The following is a 19,032-nucleotide window of genomic DNA, read 5'->3' on the forward strand; positions in this document are numbered from 1 at the left end:
ACACCTCACCCATTCAGACGCCACGATGACCCCCTCCAGACATTTGCTTCGGGCGGTTGCGTTCTTATTGGCACTCGGCGTTGTGATCGGCGTGCCGAACGCCCTCGGCTACACGCTGCCCCGCGCAGTCAACGCTGCCTGGTGGGGTCTGCTGCTATGCCTGGCACTGGTTGCCGCCTTTGATTGGCGAGCCCTGCGCCGGCTGCCATCGCCCGAGGTTCAACGCGCCCTTCCAACCAACCTGGCGCTAGGCCGCTGGCACGACGTAGAACTGCTTCTCGGTGGGGGCGAGCATCTGCTGAGGCTGGACGTATTCGACCATCCGCCGGCCACCTTTCGCACCCAGGCACTGCCACAGCGCCTCGTGCTGCAGCCGGGGCAGCACGCACGAATGGTCTACCAGGTCTGTCCTGAACGCCGAGGCCAGCATCCGTTTGACCGCTGCGAAATACGCCTCGACAGCGGATGGCGGCTCTGGCGCCAGCGCCGCCACGTGCCGCTGCCTTCGCAGGCGCGTGTCTACCCCGATTTCACACGCCTTCACGGGGCGCCGTTAATGGCTGTCGACAGCTGGCTGAGCCGGCTGGGCGTGCGCCAGCGACAGCGCCGAGGGCTGGGCATGGATTTCCACCAGTTGCGCGAGTTTCGCGAAGGCGACACCACACGGCAGATCGACTGGAAGGCCACGGCGCGCAAACGCATCCCTATCGCGCGCGAGTACCAAGACGAACGCGACCAGCAGATCCTGCTGCTGCTCGATTGCGGCCGCCGCATGCGCAGCCAGGACGACGTCCTGTCGCACTTCGACCATGCTCTGAACGCCGCCCTGCTGCTCAGCTACGTCGCGCTGCGGCAGGGCGACGCCATCGGTTGCCATACTTTTGCCGCTCCACGACAGCGCCACATCGCCCCGGCCAATGGGCAAGCGCAGCTGAATGCCTTACTCAACGGTGTTTACGATCTGGAAAACAGCCAGTTACCGGCGGACTACGAGCAGGCCGCGGCCGATGTGCTGAGCCGGCAGAAACGCCGTGCGCTGGTCGTGATGATCAGCAATCTGCGCGACGAGGACGATGACAGCCTGCTGGCCGCCGTTCGCCAGCTTTCAAGGCGCCACCGAGTCCTGGTGGTGAGCCTGCGCGAGCAAGTACTGGACGATCTGCGTCAACAACCAGTGGCCGGCTTCAACGACGCGTTGGACTACTGCGGTGCGATGGAATACCTGGCGGCTCGCAACCGTCTGCATGAGCGATTGGCCGGGCAAGGCGTGCCGGTGCTCGACGCCCGCCCGCAGGAGCTTGGGCCAGCGCTGATCAGCCGCTATCTGGCCTGGAAAAAAGGCGGGGTGCTCTAGGCCGTCAGGTTCCGTGGCAGCGATCCTGATCGACCCGGCTGGCCGGCGGCTCGCTACGCGGCAGGCGCGCTGGTGGAATGTGTTGGATCGGGCGAAAGCTGAAGTAGTGATGCAGCGCATCGATCATGTCGCGGATCTCCGCTGGCGGCGAGATCAGCGCAAAGCCCGAGTCGAAACTCCCGGGGGTGACGTCTTCGCGCGACCACATGCAAGTCGCGCTGAAATCGACGCAGCGCAGCTGGCCGTGCTGGCCTGGGATCTTCAGGCGCATGTCGAACCGTACATCGGTCATCATTGGATAGGGGCTGATGAGCATCAGGCCGCCTTCGGACAGGTTGCCGATGAAGCCCAGCGGCTTGTCCGTGTAGCGATTGAAAACGTTCAGGTAATAGGGCAACTGGTGTCGCTGGATGCTGCGCTGGTTGAGCATGTTCATCGTTCCGGGCCTGCCACCAAGTGTGTACGCTGCCGCCGTTCCGGCCACTCAGCCGCAGTTCTGACTTATACGACTGGCCAACTGCCGCCGTGCCGCCCCTACCTCATCCTCACTGTAGTAGACACGCTCACCCTTTGCATCGAGGCGGAAGTAGCGCCCGCCGTGACTCAGCTGCGCCAGCTCGTGACGCAACCGATCACACGCCTGACGGCGCTTGCGCTGCTGTTCTCCCGCCTGGCGCTCGGCCGCGGCCTGTTCCTCCCGTCTGGCATCGAAAAAACGCTCGGTGCGGGCCTCGCGCTCGCGGGTCGCGTCATCGCGCTCGATGACCTGGGGACGTACTTCGACCTGCTCGGCGCCCGGGCGAGGCCGGGACTCGAAATGCACGTTTCCCTGCGGGTCGACCCAGCGATAGATCTCAGCGCTGGATAACGATGAAAACGACAGTCCCGCGAACAGGATCAGCAATCGGTGCATGGGTTCCTTCCCGACCGGCCGTACGGCCGATCCGCTTCAGGGTTTCACGGCGGTGGTGACCACTCGCTCCTCGGGCTGATAGTGCCCCAACTGGCGCAACGTCTCCAGCCTGGCGCGCCCCCGAAAGGCATATTCGCTCGCCGGGTAACGCGAACTGATGAAGCGATAGGTCTCCACCGCATCGACGAACAGTCCCTGGCGCTCCAGGCACTGGCCGCGCAAGAGCGATATTTCCGGCTGCAGATTGTCCCGCGGACGGCTGCGCCGTTCGGCCTGGGACAGTTCGAGCATGACCTGGTCGCAGTTGCCGAGCTCGTATTGCTTGTAGGCGCTGTCGAGATGCCGATCGAGCGCACTTCGGCTGCTGCAACCGACGCTCAGGGTGGCGAGAACGAGTATGAAAAGAGTGCGCATGGGTAGATCCTCCGATGGCCGTGTATCGACCGGCAGTTGGAAAACTCCAACGCCGCTGAGCGCCTGGCTGGCCAGTTTCACCGATGCGCAGCGGGCAAAGAGTAGTGAAGGCCGACGATGACTACAGCCGCCCGGCATAGTAGCCTCCGGCCCATTCTCGAACAGGAGCCTTTGCATGATCTCGCGCCGTACCAAAATCGTCGCCACCCTGGGCCCGGCCAGTAGCTCGCCGGAAGTGCTGGAAAAGATGATCCTTGCCGGGCTCGACGTTGCCCGGCTGAACTTCTCCCACGGCGGTCCCGACGAGCACCGCGCCCGAGCGCAACTGGTACGGGACATCGCCGCCAAGCACGGGCGCTTCGTCGCACTGCTGGGCGATCTGCAGGGCCCGAAGATCCGCATCGCCAAATTCACAAATAAGCGCATCGAGTTGGCCGAAGGGGACAGTTTTCGTTTCTCGGTCACCCACCCGCGCGACGCCGGCACCCAAGAAATCGTCGGCATCGACTACCCCGACTTGGTCAAAGATTGCAGCATCGGTGACGAACTGCTGCTCGACGATGGCCGCGTGGTCATGCGCGTGGACAACGCCACCGCCGACGAACTGCATTGCACCGTGCTGATCGGCGGCCCGCTGTCGGACAACAAGGGTATCAACCGCCGCGGGGGCGGCCTGACGGCCCCCGCATTGACCGCCAAGGACAAGGCCGACATCAAGCTCGCCGCGGACATGAACCTGGATTACCTGGCCGTCTCCTTTCCGCGCGATGCGGCCGACATGGAGCTGGCCCGTCGGCTACGCGACGAAGCTGGCTCCAACGCCTGGCTGATCGCCAAGATCGAACGCGCCGAGGCGGTCGCCGACGACGAAGCCCTGGATGGGCTAATCCGCGCCAGTGATGGCGTAATGGTCGCGCGCGGTGATCTGGGCGTCGAGATCGGTGACGCGGAGCTGGTAGGTATCCAGAAGAAGATCATTCTGCACGCGCGTCGCAACAACAAGGTGGTGATCACCGCAACGCAGATGATGGAGTCGATGATCCAAAACCCCATGCCGACGCGCGCCGAGGTCTCCGATGTAGCCAACGCGGTGCTCGACTACACCGACGCGGTGATGCTGTCGGCTGAAAGCGCCGCCGGCGAGTACCCGGTCGAAGCGATCAAGGCGATGGCACGCGTGTGCTGCGGCGCCGAGAAACACCCGACGAGCATCAAATCCGGCCACCGACTCGGCCAGCGCTTCGAGCGCAGCGATGAGAGCACTGCGCTGGCAGCGATGTACACCGCCAACCACTTCCCGGGCGTCAAGGCGATCATCAGCCTGACCGAAAGTGGCTACACCCCGCTGATCATGTCGCGCATTCGCTCCTCGGTGCCGATTTTCGCGTTCTCGCCGCATCGCGAAACCCAGGCGCGCGTCGCCATGTTCCGAGGCGTGCAGACCATCCCCTTCGACCCGGCCGCGCTGCCGGCAGACAAGGTCAGCCAGGCGGCCGTCGACGAACTGCTGCAACGCAACATCGTCAGCATCGGCGACTGGGTGATCCTGACCAAGGGCGACACCTACCACGGCACCGGCGGCACCAACACCATGAAGATCCTGCGGGTTGGCGACTCGCTGACCTGAGTCTGAAGCGTGCCCCGTTCGTCAGTCGCCGTGCCGGCGGCTGACGAAGGTGTCGCTCAGGATCTGACCTCTCGGCAGGCCCGCCAGGTACAACCGCCGCGTCGTCGCCTCGACGAAGCCCTCCCCGCCGCAGACCAGCGCCACGTCCCGACGTGAGCGAATACGCAGGCTGCGCAGCCACACTTCCATGCTCTCCCGCCCGTTTACCAGATCGATATCGAGATGGCCGTGCTCGGCCGCCAGGGCCTCCAACGGGCCGCGAAGGTAGCAGTCGCCGGACGAGACATGAACCAGCCGGATCGGCCCTTCGTGCCCCTGCCGCAAGGCTTCGCGCAACAAGGCCCAGAGTGGCGCCAGGCCTGTACCGGACGCTAGCAAAAGCAGCGGGCGCGCCTGCCAGTCCGGCTCGTAGCGCAACCCGCCCTCATGCAGCTGCCCCAGTAGTAACCGGGCGCCGACGACCAGCCCACGGGCTGAATCGACGAACGCGCCGGGGTGCGCGCAGTCGATGTGGACCTCCAGCCAAGTGTCCTCTCCTGGCAGGCTGGCCAGCGAATAGGGCCGCGCCACCCCGGCTGCGTTCCACAACAGCAGATGCTGTCCGGCGCGATAACGAATCGGCCGCTCGGGCATGAGCTGCACGCGCAACACCTGCCCTGCCAGCCATTCCAGCGACCGCACCTCGGCTGGAATCCCTTCGCGGGCCGGGTCGAACGTCGCGACCTGAAGGTCGGAGATGACTCGACACTGGCAAGCCAGCCGCCAGCCCTGCGCGCGGCGCACCGCCGACAGCGCCTCGGGCCGCGAATCCAATGGTTCCCCATCGAGGCAACGGACCAGGCAAGCCTGGCAACTGCCCGCCCGACAGCTGAACGGCACACCGAATCCCGCTGTGTTCAACGCATCGAGCAGGTTGCTGCCCTCAGGCACCGTCCAGCGGCGGCCGTGGCAGATCAGGTCAGGCATCGACCGTCGCCCAACTGGCCTCGCAGCGGTTGCGGCCGTTGTGCTTGGCGCGATAAAGCGCGTCGTCGGCCCGCTGCAGCGACTCGTCGAGGCTGTCGCCGGCGCTGAGCAGCGTCAACCCGACCGACAAGCTCAACTGCCCGGCCTGCAGCTCCACGTCGAGCGGCTGTGCGTTGGCGAAGGCCTCACGCAGACGCTCGCAACAGGCGTGGAAGCGCTCGGCATCGGTACCCGGCAGCAGCAGAACGAACTCTTCGCCGCCATAGCGCGCCAGCACATCGTCGTCCCGCAAACACGAGCGCGCCACCGAGGCGAACGTTTGCAAGACCCGGTCGCCGGTTGCATGACCGTAGAGGTCATTGATGCGCTTGAAGTGGTCCAGGTCGATCAGCGCGAGACCGGACTGATGCCCAGGGCGCAGGCGCTTGAGCTCCGCCTCGGCCTTGGTGATGAAATGACGCCGGTTGTAGAGGCCGGTCAGTTCATCCGTCGACGCCAGGTCTTCCAACTGGCGCATCATCCCGCGCAGGGTTTCCTGGTGCGCCTGCAAGGCGTAGCGCCGCTGGCGCATCCGTTGACGCAGCTTGTAGACATAGCTGACGAACAGGCACATCCAAACCAGCGTCACGAGCAGAACGGACGCCTGCAACACCACCACTTGCGGCTCGTCGCCGCCTTCGAATGAGAGGTCACCGAGCGACACGCCAACGAAGCTGCAAAAGGCCAGAACCGCATAACGCGCGAACACTTTCGGCGGCAGAAATACCGCGAACATCAGCACCAGCACGTAGAGCACCATGAGCGAACCGCGCTGGCTGCCAAGGTTGTGCAGAAAAAATGTCAGCCAGGCGAGGCCGACCAGCACCTGTGGCTCGGTCAGGCTGGGATCGCGAAAACGCAGGTTATGGCCACGGTAAAAAATCCAGAAGAACACCAGTTGGCTGACGAGAATCATCAGCGAGCCGACGATCGCCGTGTCCTTTGGCGCCTGGTAATAACCACCGAAAACCGTGATCCAGGTCAGCAGCAAGGCCAGCGCATAGGTGCCGGCCGCCATGCCGAAACGCTTGAGCACCAGCAGCTGAAGCGCTTGCTGTTCGGAGTCTTCAGGAATCGCGCGCATGGAGTCCTTCCCATAGTGGCAATCCGACACACTTTACGCTCGGCATCGAAAAAAACCTATCGAACTGACCGTGATCGCCGCCGATCTCGACAAGCGGCAGCGTTTGAATGGTCAGCGGCGCCCCACCTGCCTTGCGCGCCTGCGTCAGGCACTGCCGCCTTACCATTGCGGCGGCCATCGCAGCCCGCCACCAGCTTCCTGCCTCGTGCATCCCTTCACCTTTGGTCCGTCTGTCTACCCTGCGCAGCAGCAGGTTATACTGCCGCGCATTTTTTTACCTGAGCGTGTCGGTTGATTGTTTCGACATGCCTGTCTCCGCCCCGCCAAGAGGACGCGCTGCATGACCGTGATCAAGCAAGACGACCTGATTCAAAGCGTCGCTGACGCTTTGCAGTTCATTTCTTACTACCACCCCGTGGATTTCATCCAGGCGATGCACGAGGCCTACCTGCGGGAAGAATCCCCGGCTGCCCGCGACTCCATGGCGCAGATCCTGATCAACTCGCGCATGTGCGCCACCGGTCATCGCCCGATCTGTCAGGACACCGGCATCGTTACTGTTTTCGTTCGCGTGGGCATGGACGTGCGCTGGGATGGCGCCACCATGAGCCTGGACGACATGATCAACGAAGGCGTGCGTCGCGCCTACAACCTGCCTGAGAACGTGCTGCGTGCTTCGATCCTGGCCGACCCGGCAGGTTCCCGCAAGAACACCAAGGACAACACCCCCGCCGTCATCCATTACTCCATCGTTCCGGGTGACAAGGTCGAGGTGGACGTCGCGGCAAAGGGCGGCGGCTCCGAGAACAAGTCCAAGATGGCCATGCTCAACCCGTCCGACTCCATCGTCGACTGGGTGCTGAAGACCGTGCCGACCATGGGCGCTGGCTGGTGCCCGCCGGGCATGCTCGGCATCGGCATCGGCGGCACCGCCGAGAAGGCAGCGGTGATGGCGAAGGAAGTCCTGATGGACCCGATCGACATCCATGAACTGAAGGCGCGCGGCCCGCAGAACCGCATCGAGGAAATGCGCTTGGAGCTGTTCGAGAAGGTCAACCAGCTGGGCATCGGCGCCCAGGGCCTGGGCGGCCTGACCACCGTGCTCGACGTGAAGATCATGGATTACCCGACCCACGCCGCCTCGCTGCCGGTGTGCATGATCCCCAACTGCGCCGCGACCCGCCACGCGCACTTCGTGCTCGACGGCACCGGCCCCGCCAGCCTCGAGGCGCCACCGCTGGATGCCTACCCGGAAATCGTCTGGGAAGCTGGCCCAAGCGCGCGCCGCGTCAACCTCGACACAGTCACCCCAGAAGAAGTCCAGAGCTGGAAGCCGGGCGAAACCCTCCTGTTGAACGGCAAGATGCTGACCGGCCGCGATGCTGCTCACAAGCGCATCGTCGACATGCTGAACAAGGGTGAAGCGCTGCCGGTGGACCTCAAGGGCCGCTTCATCTATTACGTCGGCCCGGTCGATCCGGTCGGCGATGAGGTGGTCGGCCCGGCCGGCCCCACCACCGCTACCCGCATGGACAAGTTCACCCGCCAGATCCTGGAAAGTACGGGCCTGCTGGGCATGATCGGCAAGTCCGAGCGCGGCCCGATCGCCATCGAGGCGATCAAGGACAACAAGGCCGTTTACCTAATGGCCGTCGGCGGTGCCGCTTACCTGGTTGCCCAGGCGATCAAGGCTTCGAAGACCATCGCATTCCCGGAGCTCGGTATGGAAGCCATTTACGAGTTCGACGTGAAGGATATGCCGGTGACCGTAGCGGTCGACACGCAGGGCGAATCGGTGCATACCACCGGCCCTCAGATCTGGCAGAAGAAGATCGCTGAGAGCTTGGCCGTCGAAGTGCAGTAAACGCACGTTGCAAAACGGTAGCGCAAAAGAAAGCCCGGCCATTGGCCGGGCTTTTTGCTAACGGCGCATCCGTCAGCGGTTGAACCGCTCCACCAGCGCACGCAGCCCACGCGCCGTACCTTCCAGTTCCCGCCCTCGCTGCATGGTCAACTCAGCCTTGGTCACGTTGCTGTCGGTGGTCACTGCAATGCTGGTGACCTGACGGGCGATGTCTTCTGCTACATGAGCCTGCTCATCGGCCGCCGCGGCCATCTGCTGGCTCATCCCGGTGATGCGGTTGACCGCGTCGCGTATGCCCTGCAATGCCTGCTGCGCCTCGATGACCTGAGCCAATCCCTGGGTGGCCTCCTTGTCACCGACCTGAGCGATGGAGACCGCTTCATCGGCCTTGCTCGTCAGGGACTGGATGATGGCCTGGATCTGCTGGGTCGAATCTCGGGTCTTGCTGGCCAGCGCACGTACCTCATCAGCGACGACGGCGAACCCCCTGCCCTGCTCGCCGGCACGCGCTGCTTCGATCGCGGCGTTGAGCGCCAACAGGTTGGTCTGCTCCGCGATGCTCTGGATCATCCCCGCCGCGGACATGATCTGCTGGGTCTCACCCGCCAGTTCATTGACCGCGTTGCCGATGTTGCTCACTGTCCGGGCCAGCATCTCCATGGCCTGGCGCGAACTGGATGCGACCCGATCGCCGTCGTCGGCCAAGGCGTTGGCCGTGGTGGCTTCCTCGGCGGTCTGCTGGACATGGCTGGCCACTTCGGTGATCGAGGCGGTCATCTCGGTCACGGCCGTGGCGGTCATGTCGGTCTCGCCGCGCTGCTGGCGCAGATCGTTCTCGGTCTGGCTGGCCAGGGTGTAAGTTTCGGCCGATGCGCTGGCGACCTGGCCGGCAAGATCCGACAGCCGCGTCAGTGCGGTGCGCAACCGTGCATCCTCACTGACCAGAGCCATCTCAAGGCGTGCTGCGTTGCCGTAGCCACTGGTGTAGGTCAGCGCGACGACTGGGTCGGTAAAGGCGTCGGGTACCCGGTCGAGAATGCCCTGGAGGCGCCGCTCCGCCGCGGAATGGCAGCTCAAGCCAAGCGCGAAGAACAGCCCGAGCAAGGCGAAGAACTCGAGGGCGGGCGGGAGCCAGAGCATGCCGGCGGCGCCGAGCAACGAGGCTCCGACCGGCAGCGCCAGCATTTTCGCCCAGCCCTTGGCTCGGCGACTCACAGGTACAGCAGGCTTGCCGGCACGCAGCCGTTCGTAAAGGGCACTGGCCTGGGCGACCTGCTCGGCGGTCGGCTTGACCCTCACGGATTCGAAGCCGGTGAGCTTGCCGTCCTCCAGAATTGGTGTGACGTACGCGCTGACCCAATAGAAGTCGCCGTTCTTGCACCGGTTCTTGACCACCCCCATCCAGCTCTTGCCCGCCTTCAGGTAGCCCCACATGGCTTCGAAGACGGCGGGCGGCATGTCCGGGTGACGCACCAGGTTGTGCGGGCTGCCCACCAGCTCGTCTCGCGAGTAGCCACTGACGGCGACGAACTCGTCGTTGCAATACAGAATCTTGCCGTGCGTGTCGGTTGCAGAGATCAGTCGCTGATGCGCCGGAAAACTCCGTTCTGTGTTGCTAACCGGACCGTTGTTTCTCATCCTCGCGATCTCCGTGATGGCGATTTGACTCTTAACAGACTCGTCGGTCATGACGAATCAAACTGTTACAAGAGTCGGACGAAACGGACCTAACTTGAGTCGCCGAACGGGAAATTCATTAGCGCCAGACGAATCGCAGCAGGCCATACGCAGCGAAACCGGGCGCAAGTCGGCGTCATGTCATCAGCGTTTGGCGCGCTGGGCCTCGAGATAGAGCGCCTCGACCTTCGATCGTGCCCAGGGGGTCTTGCGCAGAAATTTCAGGCTGGACTTGACGCTGGGCTCGTTGCGAAAGCAGCGCACGTCGATTCGTTCGGCAAGCCCATCCCAGCCGTAGCGCGCGTGCAGGTCGACAAGAATGGCCTCGAGGGTGATGCCGTGAAGGGGGTCGTTGGGCAGCGCCATGGTCGTCCTCAGAATATGGGCGCCCGCGCCCCAGGCCAACGATGCCTGACGCGCGAGCGAGGTGGCGCATCTTACAGGCTGATGCGCGTGCCCAGTACTTCGAGGAACGCGGCCAGCCAGGACGGGTGAGCGGGCCAGGCCGGGGCGGTGACGAGGTTGCCATCGGTATGCGCCTTGTCGACGCCAATCTCGACGAAATCGCCGCCCGCCAGCCGCACCTCCGGCGCGCAGGCGGGATACGCGCTGCAGGCGCGCCCTTGGAGCACACCGGCCGCCGCTAGCAGCTGTGGGCCATGGCAGACGGCAGCGATCGGCTTCTTCGCCTCGCCGAAGGCGCGGACCAACCCGATGACGCGCTCATTGAGCCGCAGGTATTCCGGCGAACGCCCGCCCGGAACGACCAGGGCGTCGTAATCCTCGGCGCGGACGGCATCGAAATCGAAATTGAGCGCGAAATGGTGACCCGGTTTCTCGCTGTAGGTCTGGTCGCCTTCGAAATCGTGAATCGCCGTTCGCACCGTGTCGCCGGCTTTCTTTTCAGGGCATACGGCATGAACGACATGCCCGACCATCTGCAGCGCCTGAAACGGCACCATGGTTTCGTAATCTTCGACGTAATCGCCGACCAGCATCAGGATTTTCTTCGCAGCCATTTGGAACGCTCCCGGTTAAGGTGTGGATTTGGCGGTCGCCGTCAGGCTAACCGCTTCGGTTGAAGATATTGATCACCAGGCGATCAAGCGACGCCCAGAGCCGTTGGTAGACGCGCTGGCGCAGCGGGCGCGAGTGCCAGCGCTGCAAGTCGATCTCCAGACTCTGCTCGAAGTCCTGTTCGAAGCTACGTGCGACCTCGGCACTCAGTCGCGTGTCGATCGCCTCGAGATTCGCTTCCAGATTCCAGCGCAGGTTCCAGTGATCGAAGTTGCACGACCCGACGCTGACCCAGTCGTCGATCAACACCATTTTCAGGTGCAGGAAGTGTGGCTGATATTCGTAGATCCGCACGCCCGCACGCAGCAGGCGCGGGTAGTAGCGTTGGCCGGCGTAGCGGATCGAGGGATGGTCGGTATTGCGGCTGGTGAGCAGCAAACGCACCTCGACACCGCGCCGCGCCGCACGCATCAGCTCGCGGCGGACCCGGCCCGTCGGAAGGAAATAGGGCGTAGCCAGAAAAATGCGCCGCTCAGCACGGCGCAGCTGGCGCACCAAACTGAAGAGAATGTCGCGATGCTGGCGGGCGGCGGCGTAGGCAACGCGCCCGGCACCGTCGCGTACGTCGGGGCTGGCCGGGATCTTTGGCAGGCGCCGCGGCAACGGCATCTGCCAGACGCGGCGCCTCAAGCATTGCGCCCACTGCGTTTCGAACAGGCGGCGCCAATCCGCGACCAAGGGCCCGCGAACCTCCACCATCGCCTCGTGCCAGTGGTGGTCGGGCCGTTGCGGGTCCCAGAACTCGTCAGTCGCACCGGCGCCACCTACGAAACAGCAGCTGTCGTCAACGAGGATCAGCTTGCGGTGGTCGCGGTGCAGGTTGCGAAACTTGAGCCGCAGCCGCAGCGGATTGTATTGACGCAGGTCGACGCCCGCGTCGCAAAGGCGCTGGCGCGACCGCTGGCCCAGCTTCAGGCAGCCAAATCCATCGAACAGGCAGCGCACCTGCACGCCCCGCTCCGCCGCGGCGACCAGTGCATCGATCAGCCGATCGGCGCATTGGCCGTCTTCGACCAGATAGAGTTCGACGTCGACGCGACGCTCGGCGCCATCGATGCGCTGCAGAATCTGCGGAAAGAACCGCGGCCCGTCGATCAGCAGGCGAAAGTCATTGCCCTGCTGCCAGGGGAAGACTTCGCCATGCTTCATCAGCGGCATGACCGCAGGTAGCGCGGCATGCTGCGGCTCGAGCGAGAGGGGCGTGAAACGAGAAGACATCTGGATCCTTGTCCCGACGGGACTCATTCAGCGATACGTTGGTCAGGCGTCGGCCTGTGGCCCAGCGCCGCCGGGCACGCCCGTTAGGCGCACGAACCGGGAGTGGAGTTCCTCGTGCCTGTTTCAAACCAGTGGCGCTGTTGCCGGCCAGCCAACGGCCTCGCTCGCCCGCGCCTGCCGTCGCGCCTGGGCGCTGCGTGCCAGGTCGAGTACACGCCGGTCGCGCTGCCAAAGGTTCGCCCAGTGTGACGGGCCGCCTGCAAACGCCGCGTCGACTTCAGGCTGGAGCGTTTCAAACTGCGCCAACAGCCCCGCCAGAAGCAGGTGAGTGGCAGGCGCTGCGGGAGCGAGCCGGGCTACTTCCGCGGCGGCTGGCATAAGCCCCAGCAATCGCAGCAGGAGGCTTTGCGGCCACTGGCACGTCAGACCGATACCCTGCAGCCAACTGACGAGCGCGGCGAGCACGTGCAGATCTTCCAGCGTGCGGAAGAGTTTGACGTAGCCGTCCCAACCGTCGCCAGCGAGCGGCTCGGCTTGCACATCTACAAGGCGCAGACGGCCGTGGGGGATGTCCGGTATCAACGGCAACGGGGGGCCCGGCTCGATCGTGACGCCCGTCGCGAGGCTGTCGACCAGGCATAAGCGCAGGCGAGGCGCCTCGCGCTCACCCTCATCACGCGCTGCAACCAACAGCCAGCGCGCGGCCGGCCCGGCGGTCACATAATCCTTGGTTCCATTGAGCCGCCCACCAACGAGGCGCGTGCGCATCTCAGCCGGACGCAGGGAACGTTGCTCAGTGGCACAAAAGGCTCCAATGCCCGCAGGCGCGGATGCCCAGAGCCCGCGCAGCGCCGCCTGATATCCAGCCAAAAAAGCCAGCCCGGGAGTCGCCGCAAGGCGCCCGCCGAGCAAGGCCGACTCCAGCGTGCCGCAACCGGCGCACTGCCGCTGCACCTCATCGAACCAAAGCGCCAGCGAGGGCGGCATCGGTAAATGTTCCAGCGGACCCACCAACCGTAGCCACTCCATGTTTTTGACCTCTGGGAAAAAGATGAGCCAGCAACCTGCCGGGCACATTTCCGTCACCCAAGCATCACCGTTCGGTAACCGGCGTGACATTGCCTCTGCCTAGCCTGAGCCGGCAATCACCCGATTGACGGAACGCCCAACATAACAATCACGCGCTCCGAATGCATTGCCCGCCAATGGCTGACCAGGAGACAGAGCATGACCACCCTCGCTTTCCCTCGCACGACCCGGCGCCTTCAGGGCGAACGTTTATACGGTCAGGACGCGCTGCGCGAAGCCCAGGCGCTGCGCTACCAAGTCTTCAGCAACGAATTCGGTGCGCGACTCGAAGGGGCCGAATCAGGCCTGGACCACGATGATTTCGATCCCTATTGCCATCACATCGGCGTTCGCGACATGGACAGCGGCGCGCTGGTCGCGACCACCCGACTGCTCGACAGCCCCACCGCGGCACGCCTCGGGCGTTTCTACAGCGAAGGCGAGTTCAGCCTGCAAGGCCTAGCGGACTTGGACGCACCCATCCTCGAGATCGGCCGGACCTGCGTTCACCCGGCCTACCGCAACGGAGCGACCATTGCCGTGCTCTGGGGCGAGCTGGCCGAGGCGATGAACCAGGGTGGTTACCGTTACTTGATGGGGTGCGCCAGCATTCCCATGCAGGATGGCGGCATCCAGGCCCAGGCGATCATGCAACGCCTGCGCGAACGCTACCTATCGACCGATCTGCTGCACGCACAACCCAGAAACCCGCTGCCGCCGCTCGATCTGCCTGACAACGTCACGGCCGAAGTACCGGCCCTGCTCAAAGCCTACATGCGCCTCGGCGCGAAGATCTGCGGCGAACCCTGCTGGGACCCGGATTTCCAGGTAGCGGACGTGTTCATCCTGCTCAAGCGTGACGAGCTGTGCCCACGTTACGCCCGGCATTTCAAGGCGGCCGTGTGATGCGCCGGCTGAGGTTCCTGGCCCGCCTAACCAGGCTAGCCGGCGTGATACTGGTAGGGCTGCTGCTTGCCTGCGGACTTAGCGTACTCGACGGGATCGGTCGCCCCGCCTCTATCGCGGCACGCCAGCGGCTGTGCCAGTGGTTTCTCGCCCGGCTGGCCAGCGCACTGCCGTTCGACGTCAAGCTGTCCGGCGAGCCGCCTGGGCGCCCGATGCTGTGGCTTGCCAACCACCAATCCTGGAGCGACATCCCGCTGCTCGGCATGCTGGTGCCCATGACGTTCCTGGCCAAGTCCGAGGTCCGTCTGTGGCCGGTGTTCGGCTGGCTCGCGGCGCAAGCCGGCACGCGCTTCATCCAGCGAGGCCAGGGCGACACGCTGCAGCTCGGGCGCCAGCTAAGCGAGCATTTGCGCCAGGGGCGGGATTTGCTGATCTTTCCCGAAGGCACGACCACCGATGGTACGACCCTTCGGCCTTTCCACCCTCGCCTGCTGAGCTGTGCGGTGGACACCGCCACGCCCATTCAACCGGTCGCCATCCGCTACAGCCGCAACGGGTGCACCGACCCGATCGCGCCCTTCATCGGCGATGATGACCTGCTCTCGCACCTGTTCCGGCTGATGATGGAAGACCGTGCGACCGTCGACATCCAGCTGCTGCGGCCCATCGACACCGCTGACATGGAGCGCAGCCGCCTCGGCCGGCTGTGCCATGCCTCGATTCACCAAGCCCTGTTCGGCGAACCACCCAGCTTGCGTCGGGCGGCCTGATGCAAGCCCCGCGCAAGGAAGCGCTGCTAGACTGGCCCACATGAACTATCTCGCGCATCTCCACCTTGGCGGCTCGCAACCCGGCGAGCTGCTGGGCAGCCTCTACGGTGACTTCGTCAAAGGACCGTTGCAGGGCCTCTGGCCGGCGGATATCGAAGCCGGCATCCGCTTGCACCGGCAGATCGACGCCTATACCGACGCTCATCCACGGGTACTCCAGGCCAAGCAGCGCTTCGCTCGCGAGCGCCGCCGCTACGCCGGCATCCTGGTCGACCTGTTCTTCGATCACTGTCTCGCCGCCCACTGGCACGACTACGCTGATGAACCACTGCCGCGCTTCACCGCGCGAGTGTACGAGGCGCTGGGCGCCGAGGCCGAGCTGCCCGGGACGCTCGCGCTGATCGCCCCGCGCATGGCTGCGCAGGACTGGCTCGGCAGCTATCGCGAGTTCAGTGTGATGGAGCGCGTCGTCGCCAACATGAGCCGCCGCCTGTCGCGCCCCGAAGGGCTGGCGGGTGGCGCGGCCGACCTGGAGCAGCTATACGAACCGCTCCAGGCAGACTTCCGCGCGTTCTACCCCGAGCTCATCGCCTATGCAGCACATGCCCGGCAGGCCAGTCAGCTGTCGTAGCCGGGGCTCTGTTGATCGAGCTTTCGCAACAGCGCCGGCCACGCCAGCGCGCCGCCCATCCCGCCCTTGCTCCGCGTGACGCCCGCGGCCATCGCCTTGGCACCCGCCAGGATCTGTTGCGGGATCGGTATCAGCTCTGCCCCGCCCGCCTGCGCCATCACCTGCACCTCGCAAGCACGCTGAAAGGTAAACATCATCAGGAAGGTGTCGGCGACGCTGGGACCGCAGGTCATCAACCCATGGTTGTGCAGCAGCATGAAGCCGGTATCGCCGAGGTCGGCTTGTAGCCGTGCCTTTTCCTCATGGTTTAGCGCAACGCCTTCATAGGCATGGGTTGACAGGCTGGCAAGGACGAATAGCGACTGCTGGCTGATCGGCAGTACCCCCTGCGTCTGCGCTGAAACCGCGACGCCGGCGGCCGTGTGCGTGTGCATCACACAGGCGACATCGTGGCGAACCTCATGGACGGCGCTGTGAATGGTGTAGCCGGCCGGGTTGATGTCGTAGGGCGAATCCATCAGCTTATTGCCGGCGAGGTCGATCTTCACCAGGCTGGACGCGGTGATCTCGTGGAACATCAGCCCGTAGGGATTGATAAGGAACTCATCGGTGTCGGGAATCTTTGCCGAGATATGGGTGAAGATCAGGTCGTCCCAGCCATGCAGGGCGACCAACCGGTAACAGGCGGCCAGGTCCACACGCGCCTGCCATTCGGCAGCGCTGACCTGGTGCTTGAGCGAGGGAATCGATTGCAGAGCGGTCACGCGGCACCTCTTATTGTTGTTGTCGACTCAATCGAGTCTAGCGAGGCTACTGCGCGCCGGGAGTTGCCTTTCCAGCCAGGCTGATGGCCCCAGAAGACAGGCTCAGCCGCGCAACGCCTGGGCGAAGCGCTCCAGCCACGGCTCGGCATCGGTCTGCGGCGTTACCGTCTCGCTGGCATCGAGGCGCAGCATTTCCACCACTTCGCGCACGCCAAGCTCGGCGTACAGCTCGCGGATCAGCTCGCCGGCGCCGCAGAAGGTATCGCCATAACTGGCATCGCCCAGTGCAATGACGCCGCCAGGCAGACCATGCCAGGCTGGAAACTGGTCGCGAATCGCCGAGTAGAGCGGCACGAAATTGTCCGGCAGCTCGCCCATACCGGTGGTCGCGGTCACTACGAGCAGCGCCTCGGGCGCGAAGTCGAGGACGTGCTCAAGCTGAGCGCGAGGTGCGTGCCAGGCCTCGAATCCCGCGGCCTTGAGTGTTTCAGCAGCATGATGGGCAACGTCTTCGGCGGTGCCGTAGACCGTACCGGACAAAATGGCGATTTTCATGGCGAGCTCCCTTGCGAATTCAGCCGCGCATTATGCCGCATTCGACACGTTTGCCTGTCGGGCGCGGTATTACACTCGCTCAGCCCCGCGTCCGCTGGGCGCTACGGAACCTGCGCGCCAACTGGCTGTCGCAGCCCCCGTCGGCAATACTCCAAGTGTCAGCCTACTGAACCAGAAGCACCGGAGCGGCAACGGTGCGACGGGCATGACCTGCCGCCTGAAAAGGGATATCGAAATGGCGGAAAAAATCGAGCTGAGCAGCGCCGAACTGGCGTACATCAATGAGCTGGTCAACAGCTCGCGCGCTCGCAGCGAGCCTGGCGAAACGCGCGCCGGATTCCAGGTCGACGGGGGTGATCGCGCCAACGCGCTGCTCCTACAACTGGCGGCGAAGGCCAACCTGACACTCGAGGCCGAGCTGGAGGACTACTGCATGTCCTTCCCGCTGCAGCTGAAACAGGACGAATTCCAAAGCATCACGCTGCAACTTGCGCCCCCGACCATTTACGAGCGCGGCCCAGTGCTGCGCGCCTGGCGCCTGCACCTGGACGAGCCCCTGCCGCTGTTGTCGACCAACGGCGACAAGACCACGCTGAGCGTGCACGAGTTATCCCCCAAGGGGTTGGTGGTCGATACCGGGCCGAAACAGGCACCCAGCCACCTGCACCTGCGCTTGGAGCTCCCCGGCAACGAGCCCCTCGAGGTCGACGGCTGGCGTATCCGCGACACCGAGGACGGCATGACCGCCTACGAGGTGCAATATCCCAGGGACAAAGATGCCGAGCGCCTCCGCTCGTACCTCTACGAGCAGCATCAACGGCTCCATCCCGACCTGCAACCCGAGCTGCCGACACTCCCGCCCAAGGACGGTTGACCGCGGCGCCGTGGAGACTGATGTAAGCTGTCGGCGTTCATCGCCCGGCCCGTCCGGGCGTCATCGGTAACCAGCGGACCACCATGAGCCAAGCCAACGCCCCCATCCTCATTACCGGCGCCGGCCAGCGCATCGGCCTGCATTGCGCCGAACGGCTACTCGACGCCGGCCAGCCAGTCATCATCACCTATCGCACCCTCCGCCCCGGCGTGGACCGGCTACGCGAACGCGGCGCGACTGCCCTGCCGGCCGACTTCTCCGGCGTCGACGGCATCATGGCGTTCATCCAGGCGCTGCGCGAGCGGACTCAGGTTCTGCGCGCCATCGTCCACAACGCCTCCGACTGGCATCGCGAAGACGCGGGACGGGAAGCCGAAGTATTCCAGCGCATGTTCGAGGTGCACATGCTCGCCCCGTACTTGATCAACCTGCACTGCGCCGACCTGCTGCGTCATGGCGGGCCGGCGGATATCGTGCACATCAGCGACGACGTTACCCGGGTTGGCAGCCGCAAACACATTGCCTATGCAGCAAGCAAGGCGGGGCTGGATAACCTCACCCAGTCCTTCGCCGCCAGCCTGGCGCCGGCGATCAAGGTCAACGGCATCGCACCCGCGTTGATACAGTTCAACGAAGGTGACGACGAGGCCTACCGCCGCAAGGCTTTGGCGAAGTCGGCTCTGGGCATCGAGCCGGGTGCCGAGGTGATCTACCAGAGCCTGCGCTACCTGCTCGATAATCCGTACGTCACCGGAACCACCCTGGCCGTCAACGGCGGCCGCCACCTTGTCTGACCAGAGGGAACCCCATGCCTCGACTCGAACCGGCCATGGCGCGCATCCGCGTCAAGGACCTGCGCCTGCGCACCTTCATCGGCATCAAGGAAGACGAGATCCGCAACAAACAGGACATTCTCATCAACCTGACCATGCTCTACCCCGCGGCGGAAGCCGTGCGTGATAACGATATCGAGCACGCGCTGAACTACCGCACCATCACCAAGGCGATCATCCAGCACGTCGAGGACAATCGCTTTGCGCTGCTCGAACGCCTTACCCAGGAGATCCTCGATCTGGTGATGCGCCACCCCGAGGTCCGCTACGCTGAGGTCGAGGTCGACAAGCCACATGCGCTGCGTTTCGCAGAGTCGGTCTCTATCACCCTGGCTGCGCACCGGGACTGAGGTCCGCCTCCGACCGCACATCGCTAGCGACGGCTGGCAGTCGGTCAC

The 19,032-nt window shown here is 64.5% G+C and carries 21 protein-coding genes; 9 read left to right on the forward strand and 12 right to left on the reverse strand.

Going from position 1 to position 19,032, the window contains the following annotated elements; all coding sequences use genetic code 11:
- The first annotated feature begins 25 nt into the window (after positions 1-25).
- Entirely contained in the window at positions 26-1,354 is a 1,329-nt protein-coding gene (locus KXR72_RS10255) for a DUF58 domain-containing protein (RefSeq protein ID WP_437421004.1), read from the forward strand.
- Positions 1,355-1,358: 4 nt separating this feature from the next.
- On the opposite strand, the gene KXR72_RS10260 is transcribed toward KXR72_RS10255, so the two are convergent.
- The 3 genes from KXR72_RS10260 to KXR72_RS10270 are packed head-to-tail and all read right to left on the reverse strand — an operon-like array spanning position 1,359 to position 2,681.
- The gene (locus KXR72_RS10260) at positions 1,359-1,790 is read right to left on the reverse strand and encodes a PilZ domain-containing protein (RefSeq protein WP_437421005.1); all 432 of its coding nucleotides are present in this window, start codon (positions 1,788-1,790) and stop codon (positions 1,359-1,361) included.
- A 48-nt stretch (positions 1,791-1,838) separates the two neighbouring features.
- Positions 1,839-2,267, reverse strand: a complete 429-nt coding sequence (locus KXR72_RS10265; protein WP_437421006.1) for a DUF4124 domain-containing protein — start codon at positions 2,265-2,267, stop codon at positions 1,839-1,841.
- A 36-nt stretch (positions 2,268-2,303) separates the two neighbouring features.
- Positions 2,304-2,681, reverse strand: coding sequence for a tetratricopeptide repeat protein (locus tag KXR72_RS10270; protein WP_437421007.1), 378 nt, complete (start codon positions 2,679-2,681; stop codon positions 2,304-2,306).
- Between the two features lie 175 nt (positions 2,682-2,856).
- On the opposite strand from KXR72_RS10270, the gene pyk reads away from it, so the two are divergent.
- Positions 2,857-4,308, forward strand: coding sequence for a pyruvate kinase (gene pyk / locus KXR72_RS10275; protein ID WP_437421008.1), 1,452 nt, complete (start codon positions 2,857-2,859; stop codon positions 4,306-4,308).
- A gap of 21 nt (positions 4,309-4,329) precedes the next feature.
- Here the strand turns inward: pyk and KXR72_RS10280 are convergent, their stop codons facing one another.
- A complete protein-coding gene (locus KXR72_RS10280; RefSeq protein ID WP_437421009.1) occupies positions 4,330-5,274 on the reverse strand; it encodes an iron-sulfur-binding ferredoxin reductase in 945 nt (314 codons plus the stop codon).
- Positions 5,267-6,397, reverse strand: coding sequence for a diguanylate cyclase domain-containing protein (locus KXR72_RS10285; RefSeq protein WP_437421010.1), 1,131 nt, complete (start codon positions 6,395-6,397; stop codon positions 5,267-5,269). Before KXR72_RS10285 ends, KXR72_RS10280 begins: the two co-directional genes overlap by 8 nt.
- Positions 6,398-6,737: 340 nt before the next feature.
- Here KXR72_RS10285 and KXR72_RS10290 point away from each other — a divergent pair, with 340 nt between their 5' ends.
- Positions 6,738-8,261 carry a fumarate hydratase gene (locus KXR72_RS10290; RefSeq protein ID WP_437421011.1) on the forward strand — a complete coding sequence of 508 codons (1,524 nt, stop codon included), beginning with the start codon at positions 6,738-6,740 and terminating at the stop codon, positions 8,259-8,261.
- Between the two features lie 72 nt (positions 8,262-8,333).
- On the opposite strand, the gene KXR72_RS10295 is transcribed toward KXR72_RS10290, so the two are convergent.
- From KXR72_RS10295 to KXR72_RS10315, 5 genes are all read right to left on the reverse strand, one after another.
- Complete coding sequence (locus KXR72_RS10295; RefSeq protein ID WP_437421012.1) at positions 8,334-9,899, reverse strand: methyl-accepting chemotaxis protein; 1,566 nt, start codon at positions 9,897-9,899, stop codon at positions 8,334-8,336.
- 183 nt (positions 9,900-10,082) lie between these two features.
- The gene (locus tag KXR72_RS10300; RefSeq protein ID WP_437421013.1) at positions 10,083-10,304 is read right to left on the reverse strand and encodes a VF530 family DNA-binding protein; all 222 of its coding nucleotides are present in this window, start codon (positions 10,302-10,304) and stop codon (positions 10,083-10,085) included.
- 71 nt (positions 10,305-10,375) lie between these two features.
- Entirely contained in the window at positions 10,376-10,957 is a 582-nt protein-coding gene (locus tag KXR72_RS10305) for a DJ-1/PfpI family protein (protein WP_437421014.1), read from the reverse strand.
- Positions 10,958-11,003: 46 nt separating this feature from the next.
- Positions 11,004-12,164: a phospholipase D-like domain-containing protein gene (locus KXR72_RS10310; RefSeq protein WP_437421334.1), complete on the reverse strand. Its 1,161-nt coding sequence runs from the start codon at positions 12,162-12,164 to the stop codon at positions 11,004-11,006.
- A gap of 192 nt (positions 12,165-12,356) precedes the next feature.
- Positions 12,357-13,220: an acyl-CoA dehydrogenase gene (locus KXR72_RS10315; RefSeq protein WP_437421015.1), complete on the reverse strand. Its 864-nt coding sequence runs from the start codon at positions 13,218-13,220 to the stop codon at positions 12,357-12,359.
- Between the two features lie 240 nt (positions 13,221-13,460).
- Here KXR72_RS10315 and olsB point away from each other — a divergent pair, with 240 nt between their 5' ends.
- From olsB to KXR72_RS10330, 3 genes are read left to right on the forward strand one after another with little or no spacing between them, the layout of a single operon-like run.
- The gene (gene olsB / locus KXR72_RS10320) at positions 13,461-14,207 is read left to right on the forward strand and encodes an L-ornithine N(alpha)-acyltransferase (RefSeq protein ID WP_437421016.1); all 747 of its coding nucleotides are present in this window, start codon (positions 13,461-13,463) and stop codon (positions 14,205-14,207) included.
- Complete coding sequence (locus KXR72_RS10325) at positions 14,207-14,977, forward strand: lysophospholipid acyltransferase family protein (protein ID WP_437421017.1); 771 nt, start codon at positions 14,207-14,209, stop codon at positions 14,975-14,977. Before olsB ends, KXR72_RS10325 begins: the two co-directional genes overlap by 1 nt.
- Before the next feature lie 40 nt (positions 14,978-15,017).
- A complete protein-coding gene (locus KXR72_RS10330; protein WP_437421018.1) occupies positions 15,018-15,608 on the forward strand; it encodes an ACP phosphodiesterase in 591 nt (196 codons plus the stop codon).
- Here KXR72_RS10330 and KXR72_RS10335 read toward each other — a convergent pair.
- Both KXR72_RS10335 and KXR72_RS10340 read right to left on the reverse strand, forming a co-directional pair.
- A complete protein-coding gene (locus KXR72_RS10335) occupies positions 15,596-16,372 on the reverse strand; it encodes a class II aldolase/adducin family protein (RefSeq protein ID WP_437421019.1) in 777 nt (258 codons plus the stop codon). The genes KXR72_RS10330 and KXR72_RS10335 overlap by 13 nt on opposite strands.
- A 102-nt stretch (positions 16,373-16,474) precedes the next feature.
- Positions 16,475-16,927 (reverse strand): flavodoxin, encoded by a 453-nt coding sequence (locus KXR72_RS10340; protein WP_437421020.1) that lies wholly within the window; start codon positions 16,925-16,927, stop codon positions 16,475-16,477.
- Positions 16,928-17,132: 205 nt separating this feature from the next.
- On the opposite strand from KXR72_RS10340, the gene KXR72_RS10345 reads away from it, so the two are divergent.
- The 3 genes from KXR72_RS10345 (at position 17,133) to folX (ending at position 18,984) form a co-directional block, all read left to right on the forward strand.
- Complete coding sequence (locus tag KXR72_RS10345) at positions 17,133-17,801, forward strand: PilZ domain-containing protein (RefSeq protein WP_437421021.1); 669 nt, start codon at positions 17,133-17,135, stop codon at positions 17,799-17,801.
- Between the two features lie 83 nt (positions 17,802-17,884).
- Positions 17,885-18,595 (forward strand): dihydromonapterin reductase, encoded by a 711-nt coding sequence (gene folM, locus KXR72_RS10350; RefSeq protein ID WP_437421022.1) that lies wholly within the window; start codon positions 17,885-17,887, stop codon positions 18,593-18,595.
- Between the two features lie 14 nt (positions 18,596-18,609).
- Positions 18,610-18,984: a dihydroneopterin triphosphate 2'-epimerase gene (gene folX / locus KXR72_RS10355; RefSeq protein ID WP_437421023.1), complete on the forward strand. Its 375-nt coding sequence runs from the start codon at positions 18,610-18,612 to the stop codon at positions 18,982-18,984.
- The last annotated feature ends 48 nt before the right edge of the window (positions 18,985-19,032 follow it).

This window comes from Stutzerimonas chloritidismutans, assembly GCF_051486945.1.
Classification (GTDB): Bacteria; Pseudomonadota; Gammaproteobacteria; order Pseudomonadales; family Pseudomonadaceae; genus Stutzerimonas; species Stutzerimonas chloritidismutans_B.